This window comes from Helicobacter sp. L8, assembly GCF_003660355.1.
GTDB lineage: Bacteria > Campylobacterota > Campylobacteria > Campylobacterales > Helicobacteraceae > Helicobacter > Helicobacter labacensis.
This window is the reverse complement of record NZ_QXQR01000003.1, coordinates 150,788-171,132: the sequence shown is the minus strand read 5'-3', so window position 1 is coordinate 171,132 and position 20,345 is coordinate 150,788. Positions and strand designations below refer to the sequence as shown.

At 47.4% G+C, this 20,345-nt stretch carries 14 protein-coding genes and 1 pseudogene; 4 read left to right on the top strand and 11 right to left on the bottom strand.

What is annotated here, in order from left to right:
- Positions 1 to 23 precede the first annotated feature (23 nt).
- The 5 genes and pseudogenes from EAO37_RS03055 to glyS form a co-directional block, all read right to left on the bottom strand.
- Positions 24 to 299 carry a DUF3240 family protein gene (locus tag EAO37_RS03055; RefSeq protein ID WP_240451708.1) on the bottom strand — a complete coding sequence of 92 codons (276 nt, stop codon included), beginning with the start codon at positions 297 to 299 and terminating at the stop codon, positions 24 to 26.
- On the bottom strand, positions 299 to 3,361 hold the full coding sequence (locus EAO37_RS03050) for an efflux RND transporter permease subunit (protein WP_162982942.1): 3,063 nt from the start codon (positions 3,359 to 3,361) through the stop codon (positions 299 to 301). The genes EAO37_RS03055 and EAO37_RS03050 overlap by 1 nt, the downstream gene beginning before the upstream one ends.
- Positions 3,361 to 4,422: a sodium:proton antiporter gene (locus EAO37_RS03045; RefSeq protein ID WP_120951463.1), complete on the bottom strand. Its 1,062-nt coding sequence runs from the start codon at positions 4,420 to 4,422 to the stop codon at positions 3,361 to 3,363. Before EAO37_RS03045 ends, EAO37_RS03050 begins: the two co-directional genes overlap by 1 nt.
- Positions 4,419 to 5,681 (bottom strand): TolC family protein, encoded by a 1,263-nt coding sequence (locus EAO37_RS03040; RefSeq protein ID WP_120946054.1) that lies wholly within the window; start codon positions 5,679 to 5,681, stop codon positions 4,419 to 4,421. The genes EAO37_RS03045 and EAO37_RS03040 overlap by 4 nt, the downstream gene beginning before the upstream one ends.
- 1 nt (position 5,682) lies before the next feature.
- Positions 5,683 to 7,703 (bottom strand): annotated as a pseudogene (glyS, locus tag EAO37_RS03035) (glycine--tRNA ligase subunit beta).
- Positions 7,704 to 7,832: 129 nt separating this feature from the next.
- Between glyS and EAO37_RS03030 the strand changes: the two are divergent.
- Both EAO37_RS03030 and gpmI read left to right on the top strand, forming a co-directional pair.
- Positions 7,833 to 8,633, top strand: a complete 801-nt coding sequence (locus EAO37_RS03030) for a hypothetical protein (RefSeq protein WP_120946055.1) — start codon at positions 7,833 to 7,835, stop codon at positions 8,631 to 8,633.
- Complete coding sequence (gpmI, locus tag EAO37_RS03025) at positions 8,633 to 10,120, top strand: 2,3-bisphosphoglycerate-independent phosphoglycerate mutase (RefSeq protein ID WP_120951461.1); 1,488 nt, start codon at positions 8,633 to 8,635, stop codon at positions 10,118 to 10,120. Before EAO37_RS03030 ends, gpmI begins: the two co-directional genes overlap by 1 nt.
- A gap of 41 nt (positions 10,121 to 10,161) precedes the next feature.
- On the opposite strand, the gene EAO37_RS09215 is transcribed toward gpmI, so the two are convergent.
- Positions 10,162 to 10,317, bottom strand: a complete 156-nt coding sequence (locus EAO37_RS09215; protein WP_162982941.1) for a hypothetical protein — start codon at positions 10,315 to 10,317, stop codon at positions 10,162 to 10,164.
- Positions 10,318 to 10,799: 482 nt separating this feature from the next.
- Between EAO37_RS09215 and EAO37_RS09535 the strand changes: the two genes are divergently transcribed.
- Both EAO37_RS09535 and EAO37_RS03020 read left to right on the top strand, forming a co-directional pair.
- Positions 10,800 to 11,075 (top strand): hypothetical protein, encoded by a 276-nt coding sequence (locus tag EAO37_RS09535; RefSeq protein WP_240451707.1) that lies wholly within the window; start codon positions 10,800 to 10,802, stop codon positions 11,073 to 11,075.
- Positions 11,057 to 14,545: an N-6 DNA methylase gene (locus EAO37_RS03020; protein ID WP_240451706.1), complete on the top strand. Its 3,489-nt coding sequence runs from the start codon at positions 11,057 to 11,059 to the stop codon at positions 14,543 to 14,545. The genes EAO37_RS09535 and EAO37_RS03020 overlap by 19 nt, the downstream gene beginning before the upstream one ends.
- 752 nt (positions 14,546 to 15,297) lie before the next feature.
- Here the strand turns inward: EAO37_RS03020 and EAO37_RS03015 are convergent.
- From EAO37_RS03015 to flgE, 5 genes are read right to left on the bottom strand one after another with little or no spacing between them, the layout of a single operon-like run.
- Entirely contained in the window at positions 15,298 to 16,101 is an 804-nt protein-coding gene (locus tag EAO37_RS03015; protein ID WP_120945302.1) for an outer membrane protein, read from the bottom strand.
- A 35-nt stretch (positions 16,102 to 16,136) separates the two neighbouring features.
- Positions 16,137 to 17,225, bottom strand: coding sequence for a lipid-A-disaccharide synthase (lpxB, locus tag EAO37_RS03010; protein ID WP_120951459.1), 1,089 nt, complete (start codon positions 17,223 to 17,225; stop codon positions 16,137 to 16,139).
- Positions 17,222 to 17,818, bottom strand: coding sequence for a nickel-binding protein Mua (gene mua / locus EAO37_RS03005; RefSeq protein ID WP_205589497.1), 597 nt, complete (start codon positions 17,816 to 17,818; stop codon positions 17,222 to 17,224). The genes lpxB and mua overlap by 4 nt, the downstream gene beginning before the upstream one ends.
- The gene (hypA, locus tag EAO37_RS03000) at positions 17,815 to 18,159 is read right to left on the bottom strand and encodes a hydrogenase/urease nickel incorporation protein HypA (RefSeq protein WP_120945306.1); all 345 of its coding nucleotides are present in this window, start codon (positions 18,157 to 18,159) and stop codon (positions 17,815 to 17,817) included. Before hypA ends, mua begins: the two co-directional genes overlap by 4 nt.
- Positions 18,160 to 18,167: 8 nt before the next feature.
- A complete protein-coding gene (gene flgE, locus EAO37_RS02995) occupies positions 18,168 to 20,324 on the bottom strand; it encodes a flagellar hook protein FlgE (RefSeq protein ID WP_120945308.1) in 2,157 nt (718 codons plus the stop codon).
- Positions 20,325 to 20,345: the final 21 nt, after the last annotated feature.

The window sequence follows — 20,345 nt, the reverse complement described above, 5'->3', positions numbered from 1 at the left end:
TAGGCATTCTAACACAACGCGCTTTAAAGCGCAGTAACGCTAATTAAGTAGATCGCGCTTGGGGCGCAACGCGCTTTGATTTCTTGGGCGAGCGAGCGCGCGTTTTCCTCTGGCAGACATAGGCGCAAGTGGGCGTAATCTTTGCGCCCGCTCACTTGTTCTTTGGGGCTTTTAAGCAGGTTTGTTGCGCCGTATTGAAAACATGCGCTCAGATAAAAATCGCTATAGCCCTGTTCCAAGAGATAGTCTGTAAGCATCTCTGTTTGGCGCGCGGGGGCGTAAATGTCTAAGAACACCACTAGATCACCTTGATTTTTTTAGCCAATAGCATGAACATGGGGGGTAAGAGCAGCAGGGTTAAAATACTAGAGGTTACTAACCCGCCCAACACCACGATGGCTAGAGGTTTTTGCACTTCAGACCCCACACCATTAGAAAGCAAAAGCGGGATAAGCCCAAGTCCAGCAATGCAGGCGGTCATCAACACGGGTCTAAGCCGTCTGAGCGCGCCCTCTAGCACCACCTCTTCTACGCGTTTGCCCTGCGCTAAAAGTTCTCTAAAATAGCCCACCATCACCACCCCATTGAGCACCGCGATCCCAAAGAGCGCGATAAAACCCACGCTAGCAGGGACAGAGAGGTATTCATGGCTTATGAAAAGCGCGATCAGTCCGCCTGTGATCGCAAAGGGGATATTACACAAAATCAACAAGGCTAACGCCACATTGTTGAAGGTGAAAAATAAAATGAAGAAGATCACTAAAATACTTAAAGGGATAATAGTCGCTAGTCTTTTGTTGGCTCTCTCTTGGTTTTCAAATTGCCCCCCGTAGGTGATGTAATAATTAGGAGGCAGGCGCACCTGCGCGTTCACCTTTGCTTTGATTTCAGCCACAAAGCTCCCCAAATCCCTGCCCACCACATTGGAGCGCACCACACTCATGCGCTTGGAGTTTTCGCGCACAATAGAAACTGGACCATCCACTTCTTTTAAGGTAGCAATAGAAGTGATGGGCACTGCCACATCGCGATTAGAAGTCATCTCTAGGCTTTTGATGAGCGTGATATTAGTGGCGATGTCCTGGGATTGGCGGATGATAACTGGGGTCCTAGAAATCCCGGTGGGGATAAATTCCACCACCAACCCCTCTAGGGCGGATTTTAAGAATTTGGCAAATTCATCGCTGGTGATCCCCACATTAGCCATCGCATCGCGATTGGGGGTTACATAGAGATAATTAATCCCCTTGTTGAGCTCGGTTAGCACCTCATCAGAGCCTTTTACTCCTTTGATGATCTCTACAATCTGCGCGCTCAAGGCATTGAGTTTAGCAATATCATCTCCAAAAATTTTCACGGCTAAATCCCCACGCACCCCGGTGAGCATTTCAGAAATGCGCATTTCAATGGGTTGCGTGAAGGCGAAATTGATCCCCTTGAAATCCTCTAGAGCTTGGGCGATCTTGTCTAGCAGGGCTTTTTTAGTGGGCACGCTCCACTTAGCCTTGGGGATATAGGAGATGAACATGTCGGTTTGGTTAAGTCCGCCCAAATCTAAGCCTAATTCGTCTGAACCCGTGCGCGCCACAATGGATTGGATTTCTTTAACGCGTTCCCTTAAAGTTTTTTCAATGTGCAAGATCAAATCTCTAGATTGGCTTAGAGAAATAGAGGGCACGCTCTCAATACTCAACACACTATCCCCCTCATCTAAATTGGGCATGAACGCCTTACCCACAAAAGGGAAGAGAGAAAGACTACCACCCAAGAACACCAACGCCCCCAAAATCACGATCTTAGGCTTATTGAGTGAAAAGCGCAAAAGAGGGGTGTAAATGCGGTAAAAAAGGCGCGTGAGCAGGGTGTCTGTGTGGGGCTGGGCTTTGAGCACTAAGGAGGCGATCACAGGGATGAGCGTAATGGAGAGCACCAGAGTGCCCAAGAGCGCAAAGACAATACTAGAAGCTAGGGGTTTAAACATCTTGCCCTCTATGCCCTGCAAAGACAAGATGGGCACAAAGAACACGATGATGATCACAATCCCGCTCACCACAGAGAGGGCGATCTCTTTACAGGCGCGATAAATTATGTGTAGAGAGGTGGTGTTTTTGTGATGCCCTAATTTTTCAAAGGCGTTTTCTACCACCACCACCGCCGAATCGATGAGCATGCCAATAGCGATGATGAGCCCACCCAAACTCATCAAATTGAGCGTGATCCCGCTGAATTTGATCCCAATAAACGCTACAGATAAACTCAAGGGTAAGATCACGCTCACCGCCACGCTTGCCCTGAAATTGCCCAAGAATAAAAACAAGGTGAGGATAATGAGTGTGATCGCTTCTAATAAAGTCTTGTTGAGCGCTGAAATAGCCTTGTGGGTAAATTCTGAGCGATCGTAAAAGACATGGATATGCACCCCGGCAGGCAAGAGGGGTTTAATATCCTGTTCTAATTTGGCGCGCACTTGGGTGATGATCTCTTTAGAGTTTGCCCCCCTTAGGGCAAGCACCAGCCCCTCTGTGGTTTCATCTACCCCGTTTTTGGTTACAAAACCCAGACGGGTGCGATAATGCGTGATCACTCTAGCAAAATCTTTAATGTGCAAGTGCCCTTGATTGGTAGGGATGGTGATGTTGGCGATCTGTTCAGGGGTGAGCGCGATGGTTTGGATTTTGACTAAAAAGGTCTCTCCATCGCGATCGATGCGCCCCGCCCCACTATTGCTCAAATTGGCTTTAAGGGCGTGTTCTAAATCGCTAATAGAAATCCCCAAGCGCGCCATGTCGTTAAAATCTGGGATCACCACAAAGGCGCGCGCAAATCCTCCCACCGCGTTCACATCGGCTACGCCCGGAATAGTGCGCAACATCGGGCGGATCGTAAAATCCAAGAGTTGGCGTTTGCTCACATCGGGCAGATTCCCATCAATGGTAAACATAAAGATGTCTGAAAGCGGGGTTACAATGGGCGCAATGCCCCCATCGACCCCTTTGGGCAAATCTGGTAGGACTAGGGCTAGTTTTTCATTGACCATGTTGCGGGCTAAATAAATATCCATGCCATCTTCAAAGTCAATGGTGATGTCGCACACAGAATACTTAGAAGTGCTACGCAGAGATTTTTCACCCTTAAGCCCTAGGAGTTCTAGCTCTAAGGGGCGCACAACATTGTTCTCCATCTCTTCGGGTGAGGAGCCGGGCAGTTTTAAGACGATCTTAACCTGCGTGGGTGCCATGTCTGGGAAAGCGTCCACAGGGGTGTTTAAAAAACTATAGAGTCCAAACCCCAAGAGTAAACCTGCACAGATGAGCACAATCAAGCGTTGTCTTAGGCAAAACTCCAAGAGACGCGCTAGCATCAATCATCCCCAAAATGATTCAAAATACCCTTTAAGCTCACCAGCGCGCCGGTAGCGACTTTGCTATGGGGGTTAAGAGAGCCGCGCTTGATCACAAAGGCATGGTTGCGCTCCTCTAAGATTTGCACGGCGGTGGGCAAAAAGCCTTTAGGAGTGCGCACAAAGATCAAGTAATCTTGATCGTTTTTAATCACCGCATCCGAGGGCACGATGAGCGCGTTTTTAGGTTTAGCTCCCTGTATGAAGAGGTTAACCATCTCCCCTACATGGTAATTGCCCTGCTCGATGCGCGCAGTGGCTAAGATGGTGTTGGAGTTCTTATCTAGCACCACTGACACGCTTTGGATACGCCCGATGGGATTGCCCCCCTCATCTAAGACCACAGACCCCGCTTTGATGTATTTAGACAGAGTCATCGGCACTCTAATGCGCGCGATGAGATCGCTTTTTTCTGAAATGCGGATATAGGTAGTGAAGGCTAGAATACGCTCCCCTAGCACTTTAGGCGCGATGGAGAGAACCCCCCCATGCCGTGCGATAATTCGAAAACCATACTCCCCCCTAGGGTGTTTGGGATCGATGCCAAAATTTCTAAAGGTATTTTCTAATTCTTGGACTTTGAGGCTGATCTCTTGGCTGGCTAAATAGCTTTGTTGGTATTCGCGTTTGGCGATCACCCCCTTGTTGTAGAGTATTTTGTCCTTATTGCTCACATCGAGGGCGACTTTCAGCCTATTTTGGTTGTTTTGGAGTTCAAAGTAAAGGTTGCTCAAATCAATAGAAGTGATCTCACAAATGAGATCGCCCTTTTTGACATGTTCTCCTTCACTCTTGTAAATGGCGACCACACTCGCATCAAAACTCAAACTCTGCACCACAGAGTGCTTAAGATTGTAATTGTCAAAATCAATCGAGGCGTTGAAGGGCAAGCCCTTAGAAACCACACTTTGATCCAAAGAGATCACTTTGAGATCCAAACTCGCGATCTGTTTAGCAGATAGTTTGATCTCTTCATAGGCTTGCAAAGCTACAGCTAAGATACACACCAGCCAAAATTTCAACGCGCATCTCCTACTTGGGTGAGGGTTTCGCCCAGACTCTCTTCTAATAACGCGGTGATGTCCACATACTCCATCTTGGCTTGGGCTAGAGCGATCAGCGCGTCCATGTAAGAATTTTGGTAGATCAAATACTCAAACAGCCCGATCTTTTGGGCTTCATAGGCGATACGCCCCTTTTCCATCAAATTGCGCTTATTGTCAATGGCTTCAATTTGGATACGCATGTAGCGTTCTTTGGTTTTGAGCTGTTGCAGATAGGCGTTGGCGTTAATGCGGATATTGCGCTTGGTAACCTCGTTTTGCGCCCGCGCCCCATTTTCTAAGGCTAAAAACTTGCGCTTCAAGTGGATATTCTTAGGGGTTACAGGCAAGGGGATATTAAACTCCATAGCCAAGTTAGTCGCGGAGTTATAACTCTCTGCGCCCAGCCCAAATTCAAAATTATGGAACACATCGCGGTTAGCTAGATTAGCGTTCACGCGGTAATCTCTTGCGCTCAAATCCAACACTTCCACATACAGCGAACGCTTTAAAATGCGTTCCAACTCATAGGGACCCATATGCACATAGTCAAATTTGAGCGCAGGGATTTTGATCACACGCAGGGGGTCTAAAAAGGCACTAAAGGGCACATCACCCTTTAGTGGGTCTACAATGGCTAGCAAAGTGTGCAAGGTTTTCTCTTGATTGATGATCAAGGTTTCAATATTGATCTTAGCCAACTTAGACTCCAAATACGAATTTTTGAAGTTGATATAGTCTTTTTCCGACATACTCCCCGCGCTTACCTTGCTCTTGGCTGCGCTGAGTTCCTCAAAAAAGATGTGTTCGCGCTGGGCGTAGATTTTATGTTTCTCGATATTGAGAATGTAGTTCAAATAGAGTCGTTTAGCCCCAATAAAGGCAAGATTACGACTCAACTCGTAGCTCTTGCGGTATTGCACATTTTTAATAGAGAGTGAGCGCGCCAACAAACGGCTAACCCAAGGCAATTTAGGCTTGATCATCAACACCGTGCGGGGTTGGGCTTCAGCGATCCCTTGGAAGTTGCGCACAATGGAAGTTTCTTGCGCGACAAAGGGAAAATCCCATGCGTTAGTGGATTTTTGCTCCTCTAAGAGGCTGATGAAATCAGCCTTTTTGGCGATGAGCTCTAGGGAATTGTGTTCCACACGCTTGAAAAATTCTTCTAAAGAAAAAGTGCGCGCGTGTAACACGCCCAGTAGCAAGGCGCATACAAGCCCAAGGCGCGCCCACATTTTACAATTCTTTAATATCAGCCACACCCAAAAATTCATGGTAGATGAGATGGAGCAAAGCTTGGCGGTTGTGCCGGGTCTGCAAACAAGAATCGTTCACCAAGACGCGATCAAAGAAATCCTCTAGAGGAGCTTTGAGTGTGTGTAGCGCGTTGAGTTTCTCTAAAAAGTCGTCAAATTCCAAGCGCGCTACCTGTTGGTAAGCCCCATAAAGCCCATGTTCGCTGGAATCTTTGAAGAGTGTGGGGTCGACTTGGGAGGGAGGAGCATCTTGGGTGATATTAGCCACGCGCTTAAAAATTGCCACCAGTTCTAAAGCACGATCTTGCTTGAAGAAGGCGTGCAATGCCTGCACTTTGCGCGCAATTTGGCACACCCCATAAGCATCGCTGTCAAGCACTCTAAGCCCTTTGAGCACGGCTTTATACAGAGTGGGTTCAAAATTAGTAATCTGGGAGGCTAGTATGTGAGTCAAGCGCTCTAACATGAAATCTCTTAAAAGATGCAACTCAAAGGGGGCGTAAGGGCGCGCCAACGCCTCCAAATGCGTGTGCAAATTGAAATCTAAGTCATAATGCAAACAGATTCGCAAGACTCCATTGCCTGCGCGCCGCAGAGCAAAGGGGTCTTTAGATCCGGTGGGGATTTTGCCCACACTAAAGAGCGCTAATAGAGTGTCTAATTTGATCGCTAGCGCGCTAAGCGCGCCTAGCAAGCTAGAGGGTAGGGGTGTGTGCTCGCCTAGGGGGAGGTATTGCTCTTTGATCGCGCTACACACCTGCGCGCTTTTAGAGTGGTGGCGCGCGTAGTAAGAACCCATCACCCCTTGCAATTCGGGAAATTCATACACCACCTCGCTAGAGAGATCCGCCTTAGCTAGAGCTAACACCTCTTGGAGTGTAGGTTGTGCGCTTGGGGCGTATTGGCGCGCTAACCATGCCCCAATGTCTTGTTCGCGTTGCACTTTATCTTTGAGACTCCCCAAGCCTTGCACAAAGGCGATATTTTCTAAATTCTGCGCGATCACACTCCATTGCAAAGATCGTTTGAGATCATTTTGGTAAAAGAACACCGCATCGCTCAAACGCGCCTTGAGCACCTTCTCATTACCCTCTACAATCTGGCTAAAATCCCCATGTTCTAAGGGCATGTTGCTCACCACCACAAAGGCGTTGTGCAAGGACTCGCCCTTGAATACAGAAAAATAGCGTTGGTGCTCCTGCATAGAAGTGCTGATGATCTCAGGGGGCAGGCTTAGAAATGTAGAGTCAAAGTGCCCATAAAGCGCGGTGGGGTAGGCGGTGATGGCGACAATCTCATCTAGGAGCTCCTGCTTAATCTCTACGCGCACTTGGTATTTTTGCTCTAAGGCGTGGATCTCCTCTAAAATTTTGGCGCGCGTTTAGCTGGATCTAAGATCACCCCCCCTTTTTGCAACACCTCAAAGTAACGCGCGATCGTGGGGGTGGGGATAAATTCAAAACTGCGCGCAAAATGCAATTTCGTCCCAGCCTGTGCGTTGCAAGCATAGGCGCGCACACAAGCGGGCATCTCTAGGGGGGTTGTGCCTAAAATTGCACAAATATTATGAATGGGGCGGATAAAACGCCCCTGAATAAAACCCCATGCCATGCTCTTGCCAAAATCTAGGGCGTGTAAAAAATCTAGCACCATTTTGTCTAGGAGGGTGGCGGTGGGAATGGGTGGGGTGGTGGTGGTAGCATAGAGCACCTGCTTATTATTCTTGATCGCGGTGGCTAGGAGGGGGGGAAGCCCTAATTTGGCATAAAACTTCTCTCCAATGGCATTGAGCGCGCCCTGCGTTGTGCCAATTTCAAGGGGTGGTCCAAAGTGTTCACAAGTTTTAGCCGGGGTGTAGGTGGGGAAGTGGGGGGAGTAGAGCACAAGACGCGTGGGGGTGTAGAACAACTCAAAGGCACCCTCTAGGCTATATTGGGCTAGAATCCCCGCCCATTTGTCTAGCATATGGGGTAATTCTTGCAATAAGGGTCTAGCGGGCATCTCTTCGCTCAAAATCTCTACAAGTAAAGCTTGGTTCAAACGCGCTCCTGGGGTAAACTAATGGAACTCTAGGATGACTTATAGTATCATAACAAGTTATAGATAAAAGTCGCCTAATAAGGTTCAGATATGCAAAAAGCGCGTGGGAGATTGTGGTTTGTGGTGTTGGCAGGGGTGTTTGGTGTGTTGGGTGTTCTAAACGCCCAAAAAGCAGATCTAGCCGAATGCAACGATCCACTCAAGTTCAACGATCAACAAAAGGAAGTGCTTGTCTATGCTTACCGCTACGGCTTTAAGCAGAATTTGGGCTACGAATTAGCCGCTATCGCGTGGAAAGAGTCCTGTGCAGGGATGTATCGGATAAATTTTGGCGATCCAAGCGCGGGCATTTACCATGCCTATATCCCTAATGTGTTGAAACTTTACAACGAACGCGACACGCGTTTTATGCAAAATGTCTATGGGGATTTGCTCATTCGCGATAAGGCTTTTGCTTCTAAAGTGGCGTTGGATACTTTGATTAGCTGGCGGCGCACCCACAAGGGCGATCTTAAAAATATGATCAAGTCTTACCATAAGGGTTTGCGCTGGCAAAAGAGCGACTATCTCAACCAAAGCGCAGATGAGTATTATCAAGACATCTTGGCTAAGATCAAAATTTTGCAAAGTGTGATGCCTGCCTTGCAACAAAGCGTAGATGAGAATAAGCCCTCTGAAAAGCGCACTATCTACGCACAAAGCCAAACCCACCCCGTTCAAATCCACTCTAAACCCAAACCCAAGCCCACACCCAAAAAACACCACACCCCCACAAGACAGCACAAAAAACCCCCCGCCCACGCCAAACCCAAGCCCACACCCCAGATGCCACATAAAAAGCGCGCTGAAGACAATTCCATCTTCTTGATGCAAGAAGCTCCGGTGTTCTAATGCAAAAGACTCTACTGATTATCACCGATGGCATCGGGCACAACCCCTCAAGCCATGCCAACGCCTTTCACCACGCCAAAACCCCCACTTACGACTGGATGTTTGCCAATTTGCCCCATAGTTTACTCAAAACACATGGCTTGAGTGTGGGCTTGCCTGAGGGGCAAATGGGCAATTCTGAAGTGGGGCACATGTGCATTGGAGCAGGGCGCGTGCTCGATCAAGACTTGGTGCGCATTTCTAAAGCCTTTGAGCAGGATAGCATTGAGGATAATCCCGCTTTTCAAAGTGTAGCAGAACATGCCAATGTGGTGCATGTGCTAGGTTTGATGAGCGATGGGGGAGTGCACTCCCATATCAACCACCTCATGGGGACAGCTTTACTCTTAGAGAGAATGGGGAAGAAAGTGTGGTTGCACCTGATTACAGATGGGCGCGATGTTCTGCCCCAAAGCGCGCTAGAGTATTTGGCTTTAGTGCGCGGGATTTGCGACACACATATTGAAATCGCCACGATTGCGGGGCGTTTTTATGCGATGGATCGCGATAAACGCTTTGAGCGCACCTTAAAAGCCTATGAGAGTATCGCGCATGGGTTAAACCCTAGCGATCTAAGCCCAGAAGATTACATCGCAAGCATGTATGCCCAGGGCATTAGCGATGAGTTCTTGCAACCAGCTAGCTTTGGAGGGTATGCGGGCATGTTTGATGGGGAGGGACTCATCGCGATCAATTTTCGCAACGATCGCATGCGCCAGATCGTGCAGGTGTTGGGGGGGGATTTGGAGGTGTTTGAGGGTTTATACGAGTGCGGGGCGGGCGCGCCAGAATTGCTCATTGCCACCATGACCGCTTATAACGCGCTTTTCCCCTACCCCGTGCTCTTCCCCAAAGAAGAGGTGAAAAATACCTTAGCTAAGGTGGTTTCAGAGGCTGGTTTGAGCCAAGCCCACATTGCCGAGACAGAGAAATATGCCCATGTGAGCTTTTTTATCAATGGAGGATTAGAAACCCCCTTTGTGGGTGAGGAGCGCATTTTAGTGCCCAGCCCCAAAGTGAGCACCTACGATCTTTGCCCGCAGATGAGCGCGTCTCAGGTGGGAGAAGCGGTGCGCGCGTGCATGCGCAAGGGCACAGATCTGATTATTGTCAATTTTGCCAATGGGGACATGGTGGGGCATACGGGCAATTTTGAAGCAGCGGTGCGCGCGGTCGAAGCGGTGGATCAAGAACTAGGCGCAATTTTAGCTCTGGCTAAGGAGTTGGGCTATGCCATGTTACTCACCAGCGATCATGGCAACTGCGAACAGATGCGCGATGAAAATGAAAACATGCTCACTAACCACACTACCTATGAAGTGCCTTGTTTTGTGCTAGGGCATGGGATTGATCATATCAAAGATGGCGGGCTAAACAATGTGGCAGCCAGTGTGCTCAAACTGCTAGGCTTGCGCGCCCCAAATAGCATGGATCTGCCCTTGTTTTAACCCAAGCTAGACTGATGCCTCAGTGTATGCTTTATCCGTATCTACAAGTCTAGCGATGACCCTTGAGATAAAAAATGATCGTTGCAATCATTGACCTTAATGCTTTTCATAACCCCATCATTAAAAAAGCTAATCTCGAGTACCTCCATTGTGTCCGTGTAGAATACACTCTCTTTTTCTAATCTATTTTCTAACATCTCTTTTGCTTTTAACCCTCTAGTGTGCGCTCCTCTTTGAAGACTAAATTAGAAAATAGCCATTCGACCCCCACTAGACTCAAGAGAGTTCCAAAACAAGGGGGTGGATTCATGAACCACCCCTCCCTAAATGAGGAGCTTCCTAACTAACTCTAAACCAGCGTTTCTAAGCTAACCAAGGCTTTGCATTTATAGTCTGCAAGGCTAGTTGCAATTCCCACAAGACTCACAGACCCACATGCGGGTGGAGATTATTTGCTAAGGTGTCTTTGCGCTGGTTTTTTAGTGGCTAGAATGAGCTATACACCCCTTAAGTGTCCAAAGTGCAGGGCACCTCTTTTGATTTTTTCATCTACCCCCTAAACTTAGCCACCACTAAGACCTCAAATTCGCCTAGTGGCAAACTATTTAAGTAGATGAGCACCCCCTAATCCTAGAGTGTGCTACAATCAAGTTTTACTAGCATAGTTAAAAGGCTTTGTATGCCCCTTGTTAACACCCTCTTCACCCCCTACACCCTAGAGCAAGAGCTTCCCAAACTCTACCACTTTGAGAGCACAAAAGAGCAAGCTAGGCACGCTTTAGATCAAATGCGCGCGCTAGACTTACACAGCCTCAAACAGAGCAACGAACACCAGTTTGAAGATGGCTTTATTACCAAAATCTTAGAGATTCTAGGTTGGGAGTATTTGCGCCAAGAAGAAAAGAGCATTCAGGGCAAACTAGAAAAACCCGATTTTTGCTTTTTGCTAACTTAGAGTTAAAGCAAGAATACCAAGCCCTAGACAAACAAGATCGCTACGCCAGCAATGCCTTTAGTGTGATCTGTGAGAGCAAGGCTTATAGCGTAGATGTGGATAATAAAAAGCTAGCTAACAACCCTCATCACCAGCTCTTAGGCTATCTCAACGCCTTGCGCCATGATTATGGCTTTTTGACCAATGGGCGTGTGTGGCGTTTTTATGACGCAAGTAAGCCCAGCTATAACAAGGTCTTTTTTGAAGTGCATTTAGAGAAGATTTTACAAGAGCAAGATTTAGAGAGTTTTTTATACTTTTACCACCTTTTTAACGCCTCTAACTTCTTGCCCCAAGAGGATCAAGACCCCCAAATCAGCGCCACACTCCAAGCCAATGAACAGAACAAAACAGACATTGAAAAAGATTTACAAAATCTCATCTATGGCACAGAGGGCTATGACTTCTCTTTGTTTGAGAGCATCGGCGCGGCTTTGTATGCCAAACACCCACAAGCCCCCCTCAAAGACATCTATGAAAACACCCTTTACTTTCTCTTTAGACTGCTTTTTATTGCCTACTTTGAAGACAAGTTTGAGGATTGCTTAAAAAAGCACATTTGTTTTAAAGACCATTTGAGTGTGCGCAAACTGCTAGAAAGTCTAAGTAATAAAGATAATAGCTATGTGGGCATGGGAGGGCTAGAACAACTTTTTAGCATCTACAACAAGGGCAATGCCAACTACAATATGCCCCTCTTTGATGGCGGACTCTTTGAGCCTGAAAAAACCGCCCTATTTAAAACAGGCAAGATCATCAACGATCCCCTTTTAAAAACAATCTTAAAGCACCTGCTTTACTATGAAAAGGACACCAAGCGCGGGTATGCGACCTTGAGCGTGGCGCATTTAGGCAGCATTTACGAGGGGCTAATGTCCTATTATTTTGCTATCGCTGAAGAAGAGATTCACTACTGCAAGACCTCAAAAGGCGAGGGCTATTACGATCGTTATGACAAGGTGCGCCTAGAAAAACAAGAAAAGATCACCTCTAGCCAAGATTATAAAAAAGGGCAAATCTATTTAAAAAACACTTCTAATTCTAGAAAATCTAGCGGGAGTTTTTACACTAATGAGGACATCACTAAAATTTTAGTGCAAAACGCCCTAGAGGGCTTGAATGATGACAATGTCTTAAGCTTTAAGATTTTAGATAATGCCTGTGGGAGTGGGGCGTTTCTCATAGAAGCGCTAAATCAGGCGAGCCAAAAGGCGTTGCATTTTAAAAGCCTAGCCCCCCTACTAGAGAGTGAGATTCAAGACATTGCCAAACAAGTAGAACAATACAACCTCTTGTATGAAATAGACGAAGCGGCGATTTTAAAACGCCTGCTTTTAAAGAAAATGATCTATGGGATAGATATTAATCCCTTTAGCATAGAGCTAGCTAAGCTCTCTTTATGGATTGATAGCTTTATCTTTGGCACGCCTTTGAGCTTTATTGAGCACCACATTAAATGCGGGAACGCTTTGATGGGCTCAAGCTTTGAAGATTTAAATTTAGACCCCAATAGTTTATTTGCTAAACCCTTCAAAGATCGCCTAGATCAACTCAAAACCCAATTTAAAGCCCTAAGCGATCTCAAAGACACCAAGCCCGAAGAGATCGCACAATCCAAAGACCTCTATGTGCAAGCCCAAACAGCCATGCAAGAACTCAATCTGATGTTACACACCCGCACCGCGCTGGACTTTTTGGACAACACCAAAACCCATAAAGACAAACCCTCTTTGAGAGAAAAATGCGCCGCTCTCTTTGAAGGTGGGCTTGAGGAGGGCTTAGAAGAGCTCAACAACCCCAAAGACCCCTACAAGCTCAAAGAAGCTGTGATCAAGCTTGCCCAGCAACACCGCTTTTTCAACTACGAAATCGCCTTCCCCGAGTTAGTGGATGATCAAGCGCGCTTTAGTGGCTTTAATGCCATCATTGGTAACCCCCCTTGGGAGAAAAGCAAATTTGATGAAAGCGAGTTTTTTGCCAGCCTTAGGAGCCATTACCGCAGCTTTAGCCTGCAAGAAAAGGCAGATTTTAAAACAGAAACCCTAGATAAAGCCTATATCCAACAAGAATACGACACACAAAAAGCCCACATCCAAACCACCAACGCCTATTACAAAGCCCATTACCCTCTAAGCCGCGGGGCAGGGGATGGCAATCTCTTTAGATTTTTCATTGAGCGCAATTTGAGCCTACTTTGCGCCCAAGCTAAATTAGCTTTAGTGATCCCTAGCGCTCTCATGTTAGAAGAGGGTTCTTTAAATTTGAGAAGCACGATCCTAGAGCAGCACCATTTAGAGTTTTTCTATAGTTTTGAAAACCGCCAAGGGATTTTTAAAGATGTGGATAGCCGTTACAAATTCGCTTTACTAGGCGTGCGCTCAGGCAAGGTTACGCCAGCAAAAGCTACGCCAGCGAAGGCTACGCCTTCGTTCATCAAAGCCCTTTTTTATTTAGAGGACCCCAAAGAGATCGCCCTTCTAAAGCCCCTATTAATCTCCCCTAAAGCCCTGCTAAACACGCCCAAAAGGGCGCTAAAAGAGGTGAGAAGCCCCCTAGATTTGCAAATTTTAGAGCATTGTTCTAAACGCTTTGGGCGATTGGATGAGGGATGGCTAGATTTTAGAGCCGGGCTACACATGACAGCGGATAAAAAATTGTTTATCCCGCCTAATGAAGTGAAGGGTAAAACCTTACCTCTATTAGAGGGCAAGCATATCCACCAATTCAACGCCCAGTTTAGCCCGCCCCGCTACAAAGTCAATCAAAGTGAGTTACAACAAAAATTCAAAAGTAGAGAAGACCACAGGATTAAAGGTAGTGGATATGCGGGCAAAATTGTTTATGAAACCCAATATTTTAGGTTAGGGTATAGAAAGACAGCCAGCGACACTAACGAATATAGTTTAATTGCGAGCCTATTACCCAAACATTGCGCTGTAAGCGAAACTATTTTTTCTAGTGTGTCCCACGCTTACACCCAAGAGGGCATAAAAGAAACCCCGCCCTTAAAACTTCTCTTTGTTTTGGGCTTGTTCAACTCTTTAGTTGTAAATTTTTATTTTCGCTCTTTAATACAAATGCATGCGGGTAAAACTTACCTCTATGATCTCCCCCTCCCCCAGCCTAGCCCGCAAGAGATCGCAAACAACCCCCTTTATGTGGCTATCGCTAAGAGTGCGCTAGAATGCCAGCTTTACCACGACCACGCGGGGCATTTTAGTGCGCTTAAAACTCTCTTTAAAGACCTAGATGTCCCCAAAACCCAAAAGCTCCTAGACACCAAACGCGCAAAGCTAGATATTTTGATCGCCCGGGATATTTACGCCCTCAATCGCCCTGAGTTTTTACATCTGCTTGAATCTTTTAAAGTCTTGGCAAAAAAACAACCCGAGTTTGTGGCGTTGTTAAAAGAGTTGTGGGAAGCAAACTGAAAGTTTGCTTGAACTGAAAGCTTACCTAAGCGCAAAATTAAGCAACTTATGGCACAATAATCCTAGTGGTGCCCAGGGGGGCATCGCCCCCCGGGTTTTGTTAGTAGAGTGGTTGGGTCAGAACCACTAACACCACTAAGATTAGCATTAAGCGCATGGTAGTCTCCTTTCCGGAGTGCCACCCGCTACGACTCCCGACCCACAGACCTAAAAATCATTGTTTAAGCCGTTTCTCCAAATGACCCAAAGCAGACCACCATGTGTGCCATAAGGTCGCATTATAACCAAAGTTTATAAAAGCATTCAAGGTAAGCGCAAAATTACCAAACTTATGGCACAATAATCCTAGCGCAACTGCCCCCAAAGGGGGCGTTCGCCTTAGCGCAGATACTTAGGTCAAGAGCATCATGAGCGCTAGGATTATCAGCACTTTTTGCATGTGGCTACCTCCTTTCTGGGAGATCGCCCACTATCCCCCCAACCCACAAACTTAAAAGTTACCCCTTAAGCCGTTTCTTCAAATAACCCAAAGCAGACCACCATGCGTGCCATAAGCCCGCATTGTAACCAAAACTTGAAAAATCTAAGGGCTAAAGCGCAAAATTAAGTAAGTTATGGCACAACACCCGATCTGCCGGGTTTTGTTAGTAGAGTGGTTGAGTCAGAATCACTAACACCACTAAGATTATGACGAAAAATTGGAAAAATTTAAGAGCAAGCGCGGGTAGGCGCGCTGGGCTTTGGGGTGATATCTAGAAATTCACCACATAATTAGCAAAGAGGACGATCATGCGTCTAAAGTGCAAACTAGCAATGGGGTCGCCCTTGTGCACGAAATAGGGCGTGTTGATCACAGGGGCACGCACGCCCACCTCAAGCCCATTATGCTTACTCACATTGGCGCGCACCCCAAAATTGAAGGCAAATTGCACATAACTGGGAGAATAGCTGGCTAGCTTGCCCAACTGTTTAGCCATTTGGGCATAGGATTGCCCTGTGGGTCCACATGCTAAATCCCCCGTGTCTAAATTGTAGCGATCCGCCCGGCACGCCCCATCGCTCCCCCCTAGTAGCCATGAAGTTCCCCCCAACATCACCCCCCCAAAAATCCCAAAAGAGCGCGTGTCGCTTTGGTAGAAATCTAGCAACATATCCCAACCCGCGCCATAAAAGAGATTAGCCAGCGCGCCATTTCTAATCACATACACATGCGTGCTATCATCGGGGGCAAAGTAGTTTTGCGGGTAGCTATAATGCCCTCCCTGCGCGCTAAACATGGCGTAATAGCGCATCCCAAAGCGTTTTTTCTTGCCAAAGAATTGTCTGTAACCCAGTTGCACATCGCCCCCAAAGAGATTCCCCGAAGTGGCGTTAGTGGTCGCGGTGTCTGATTCATTGCTCAAAAAGGTGCTATTAGCGCTCCCTCCTGCGCCCATATTGGAATACTGAAACCCCAGCGCGAAATACCCGCCATTATTCCCCGCGCCCAAAGGGGCTAGCCCCAAGCACAAACCCAGTGCGAAAAACTTTTTATGTATGACTTTAGAAATTAACATAACACTTCCTAGTGATATAAAATAAGTTCTGTATTCTAAAGAAAACTAAAAGTGTTGTCAAGAGCTTTTGACTTAATCCACTCTGACACACGCTTGGCACTACCCGTATTAAGATAGGCTCTTAAGCGTTGGGCTTCGCGCACAAAATGGGCGCGATCCATTTGGGCGTAGGCTTGTAGTAAATTAGTGGGGTTCACATCCTTTTGGATCAACTCCGGGTGTAGCATGGTCATGCCTCGCCCCGGGCTTTCTTGGTGCAGGGCGTTGTAAAAGATATTAGCTAGCCCGATGCAAGTGAGCTTGACCAAACTCTTGGCGATGTAATAGTCTAGGATTCTGGCTTTATAGGCTAGCACAAAGGGCGTGCCAATCAAAGCGGCTTGCAAAGTCGCCGTGCCACTACAAATAAAGGCAAATTCGGCTTCATAGAGGCTTTGTGGCGCGTTGTAAGAAATTTCAAAGAGAGAAATGTCCTTGCCATAGAGCGCGCTCAGATCGCTACCTTGTAAATTGGGGGGCACAACTAAAATACGCCTTAGGGGGATTTTTTGGGCTACCTGCGCGAAGATAGAAAAGAGCGCATCAATCTCTTGCTTGCGACTCCCGGGCATAAACACCACGCCCCTGCCCTGGGGTCGGGTTTTAAAGTCCTTGATCTCATCTAAAAGGGGATGCCCCACATACTCCGCCTTGCTCTTGTAATAGGAGAGCTCAAAGGGCAGGATCGCCCCAAGTTGGTCGCAATAGCGTTCTATAATCGGCGCGCGGTAACTCTTCCACGCCCACACTTGGGGCAAAATGTAATAAATGATGGGCTTGTTGGGGCTGTGCTTTTTGATACGCTTGGCTAGGGGGATGTTAAACGAGCTAGAGTCCATCAGCAAGATCACATCGGCTTGGCAGGATAGCGCGCCCATTTGGCGCAAGGCTTTATAGATAAAGCCCAGCTTTAAGATCACCTCCTTAAAGCCCATCACCGCAAAGTCCTTAGAGCTAAATAGGGGTTTGTCCTGGGGTTCTAGGGGGTCATAAATACCCAGCCACTCCACCCCGGGCAAGAGCGCGCGCAACGCCTTGAAGTGGGTATTCGCGCTCACTTCTAGCGCGCTCACAAGCACTTTCAGGGTTCCTCCTTGGGCTCTTCTAAATAGCCATTGGCTTTTAAGAAGTCCTTAGTTTTGATGTCCCTCAATTCGATCTTCAAGGTGCTGTTTTCTAAGTCCAATTCAAAAATGCGATCTTTGAGCGCGCGGTTTTCGCGCAAAAGCACGCGGTATTTGCGATAAAGCTGATCCCCAAAAAAGCGTTTGGCTGGGCGCGCCTTAGCCACAGAGCGATCTTTAAGATAGATCTCTACAAAACTCAAGGGCTGGGGCAAGAGTTGCGCGTCATCTTGTTCTAGGAGTTTTTCTTTATTATTCTGCTGGGCAAGCAAGTCGCGTTGCACCTTGTGGGTCAAGAGTTCTTGTTGGATCGCCTTGATCTCTTCTTTTTTGCTCTGGTGGCGTTGTTGCAGATCTTTTAGATGCGCCCTTGCTTCCAACAATTCCGCGCGCAAACCTTTTAGCACCTCCCTAGCTTGGGTGATCTCATTGTCATACACCTGCAATTCTTCTTGGAATTTCTGGCGCTCCTCCTCAAAAAGGCGCACCAGTTCCCATTTTTCTTTGATTTCGGGGGCTTTTTGGATAAATTCTTGGAAGATCGAATCTTTCATACCATCTCCAGCGACAAGAGAGTCATCTGTGTGCCCTTGCTAAGGCGCACCCTCCCCCCGCATTTCTCACACGCGCTATAATCTAGCTTGGTCGGCTCAAAGACATGCCCGCATGCCAAACAAGTTAATTCTACCTTTTCTTCTACAATCTCTAGTAACGCGTCCTTGCATAAGTCTAGCTCCTCTTTAAAGGTTTCAAACGCGCTCATGAAAAGCTGTTTGTCCATCGCGCATCTCTCCCCGATGCTCACCACCACCTTTTCGATCTTGCTGGCGTGGTGTTCTTTGGCGTGCGCTTGGCACAAGTCCATCAAAGAAGAGATCACACTATACTCATGCACGCATCGCCCTATTGTTTGAGATTGAGCAAGGTGTTGAGGATTTGATCGGAAGTGGTTACGGCTTTAGAGTTGGCTTGAAACCCGCGTTGCACCACGATTAAATTAGTCAAACTCCGACTCAAATCCACATTGCTAGACTCCAATTTAGAGCCAGACACCCCACCCCTGCGCCCCGTATTAGCCGCCCCAATCAAGGCTTTACCCGAGTTGCCCGTTTCAGAGAACACGCTCCCCCCAATGGCTTGCAAACCCGCATCGTTAGCAAAATTTGCCAAAGCCACTTGGGCTAGGGCTAGGGTTTTGCCATTGCTAAAAGCCCCCAAAAGCGCGCCATTATTATCAAAGCGCACATCCATCAAATCCCCGGCTTGGTAGCCATTTTGCTCAATGGCGTAGGTTTCAGAAATTTTATCCACGCTGGTGATCCCATCAAAGCCCCCGGCTGTGCCCATGTTGAGCGTGATGCGTTGGGGCGCGTCTGAACCATTTTTAGGATCAAATTGCAAGATGGGGGGGTTCATGCCCGCTAAAGAGCCATCTTTATTGAAGTGCAAACGCCCCTCTTCAAAGACATTGGGGCGTATGGGGGAGCTCCCCACAAGTTCGCCTGGCTCTGGCACAATGGCTCTAAAATGCCACTCAGATTCCCCGCTTTTGAAAAACTCTAGGCGCAAGGTGTGCTTAGTGCCCAAGCTATCCACCAAGTCGATGCTAGTGGCATGCGTGGCATGGCTGATTTTAGAGGTGGCTGTAGACACCCCTCCCTCAATGAGAGAAGCGGTGTTGAGCGCGCCCATAGTTTTGCCAAACAAGACATTTTTAGTTACCTTTTTAGAGGCGTAGTTGGTAACAAAAATGCTCAAATCCTCCCTAGTGGGGTTGCCATTGTCCTTATTGGTTATCTCAAACATGCCATTCTTGTTCACCACCACAGACACAGAAGCCGCTGAATCCTTGTAATTACCTTTGAGTTTGGGATCTTTGACAATATTGGCATCGCGCTGGATGAGTTCGCGTAAATCCTCTGTGGTTTTGAATTGCCCAGTAGCAAGATCGGGTTTCACCCCCTTAGTGTAGCGGTATCTAAAAGCCGTAACACTCCCCTCTCCCTTAGTGAATTTGTCAAACACCCCCGTGCCAGCCTCTGTGATAACGATGTTTTTGACATGCTCATCGCCCTCCATGTTGTTCTTGTTCTCTAGGCGTAGCGTGCCATTGTCAATATAGGCTTCTACCCCCGTTTTGTCCTTCACTGCGTTGATCGCATCCTGAGCCGCGCTCAAGCTAGAGATTTTGCTAATCGTGGAGTCGTTGGTAAAAGAGATCTTCGTGCCATTGAGCTCTAAGGTGCTGTTATTCTTAGAAACATCGATCTCTTTGTTCATGCTCGCACTCTTATAGCTCACCCAGATACCTTGATCTTCATTGAGCAAGAACGCATCCCCATCTTCATTGAATAAACACCCCATGTCCTCGGCTAATTGAGTCAAATTCGTCGAAGAGTCGTATTGGGGTTTGACTCCATCAGCAGGGGTTTTGCTAGAGGAATCAAGCATGAAGATATTGCCGGTTTGATCGGCGTGGCGACCGGCATTCAAATTGGCGCGCATAGAGATTTTACTGCTAGAGCGCGCGGGCATGACCATGCCCGGATCGATACGGATATTTTGCAAGGGTTTGGTGTTGTCAATTTTGAGCATGTCGGTTTCACTGCCCTTAGAGCCCATGTCTTTGGGATCGCGCACCCACCCTTGCACCACATACCCCCCCGTGGTTACTAAACTCCCCTCTGCGTCAAACAAGAATTCCCCACTGCGTGTAAAATTGCGCGTAACCCCGCGATCGGGGCTAATGACGAAGAATCCATCGCCCTCGATGGCTAAGTCGGTTTTAACATCGGTGTTTTGCAAATTGCCTTGAGAAAAGATTTTTGTAGTGGCGTCCACGCCCACACCCAAGCCCACAGAAAAATCATTTTGCCCAGCAAGACCATTTTTATAGGGGGCGGTGGCGATGAGTTTGACTTGGGAGAGCATATCTACAAAGGAGGCGCGGGAGTATTTAAAGCCCGTAGTGTTGACATTGGCGATGTTATTGCTCTCAATGTCTAAGGCGATTTGGTGGGCTTGCATCCCATTCACGCCAGACCATAGCGAACGGAGCATGGTGATCCTTTAATCAAAATT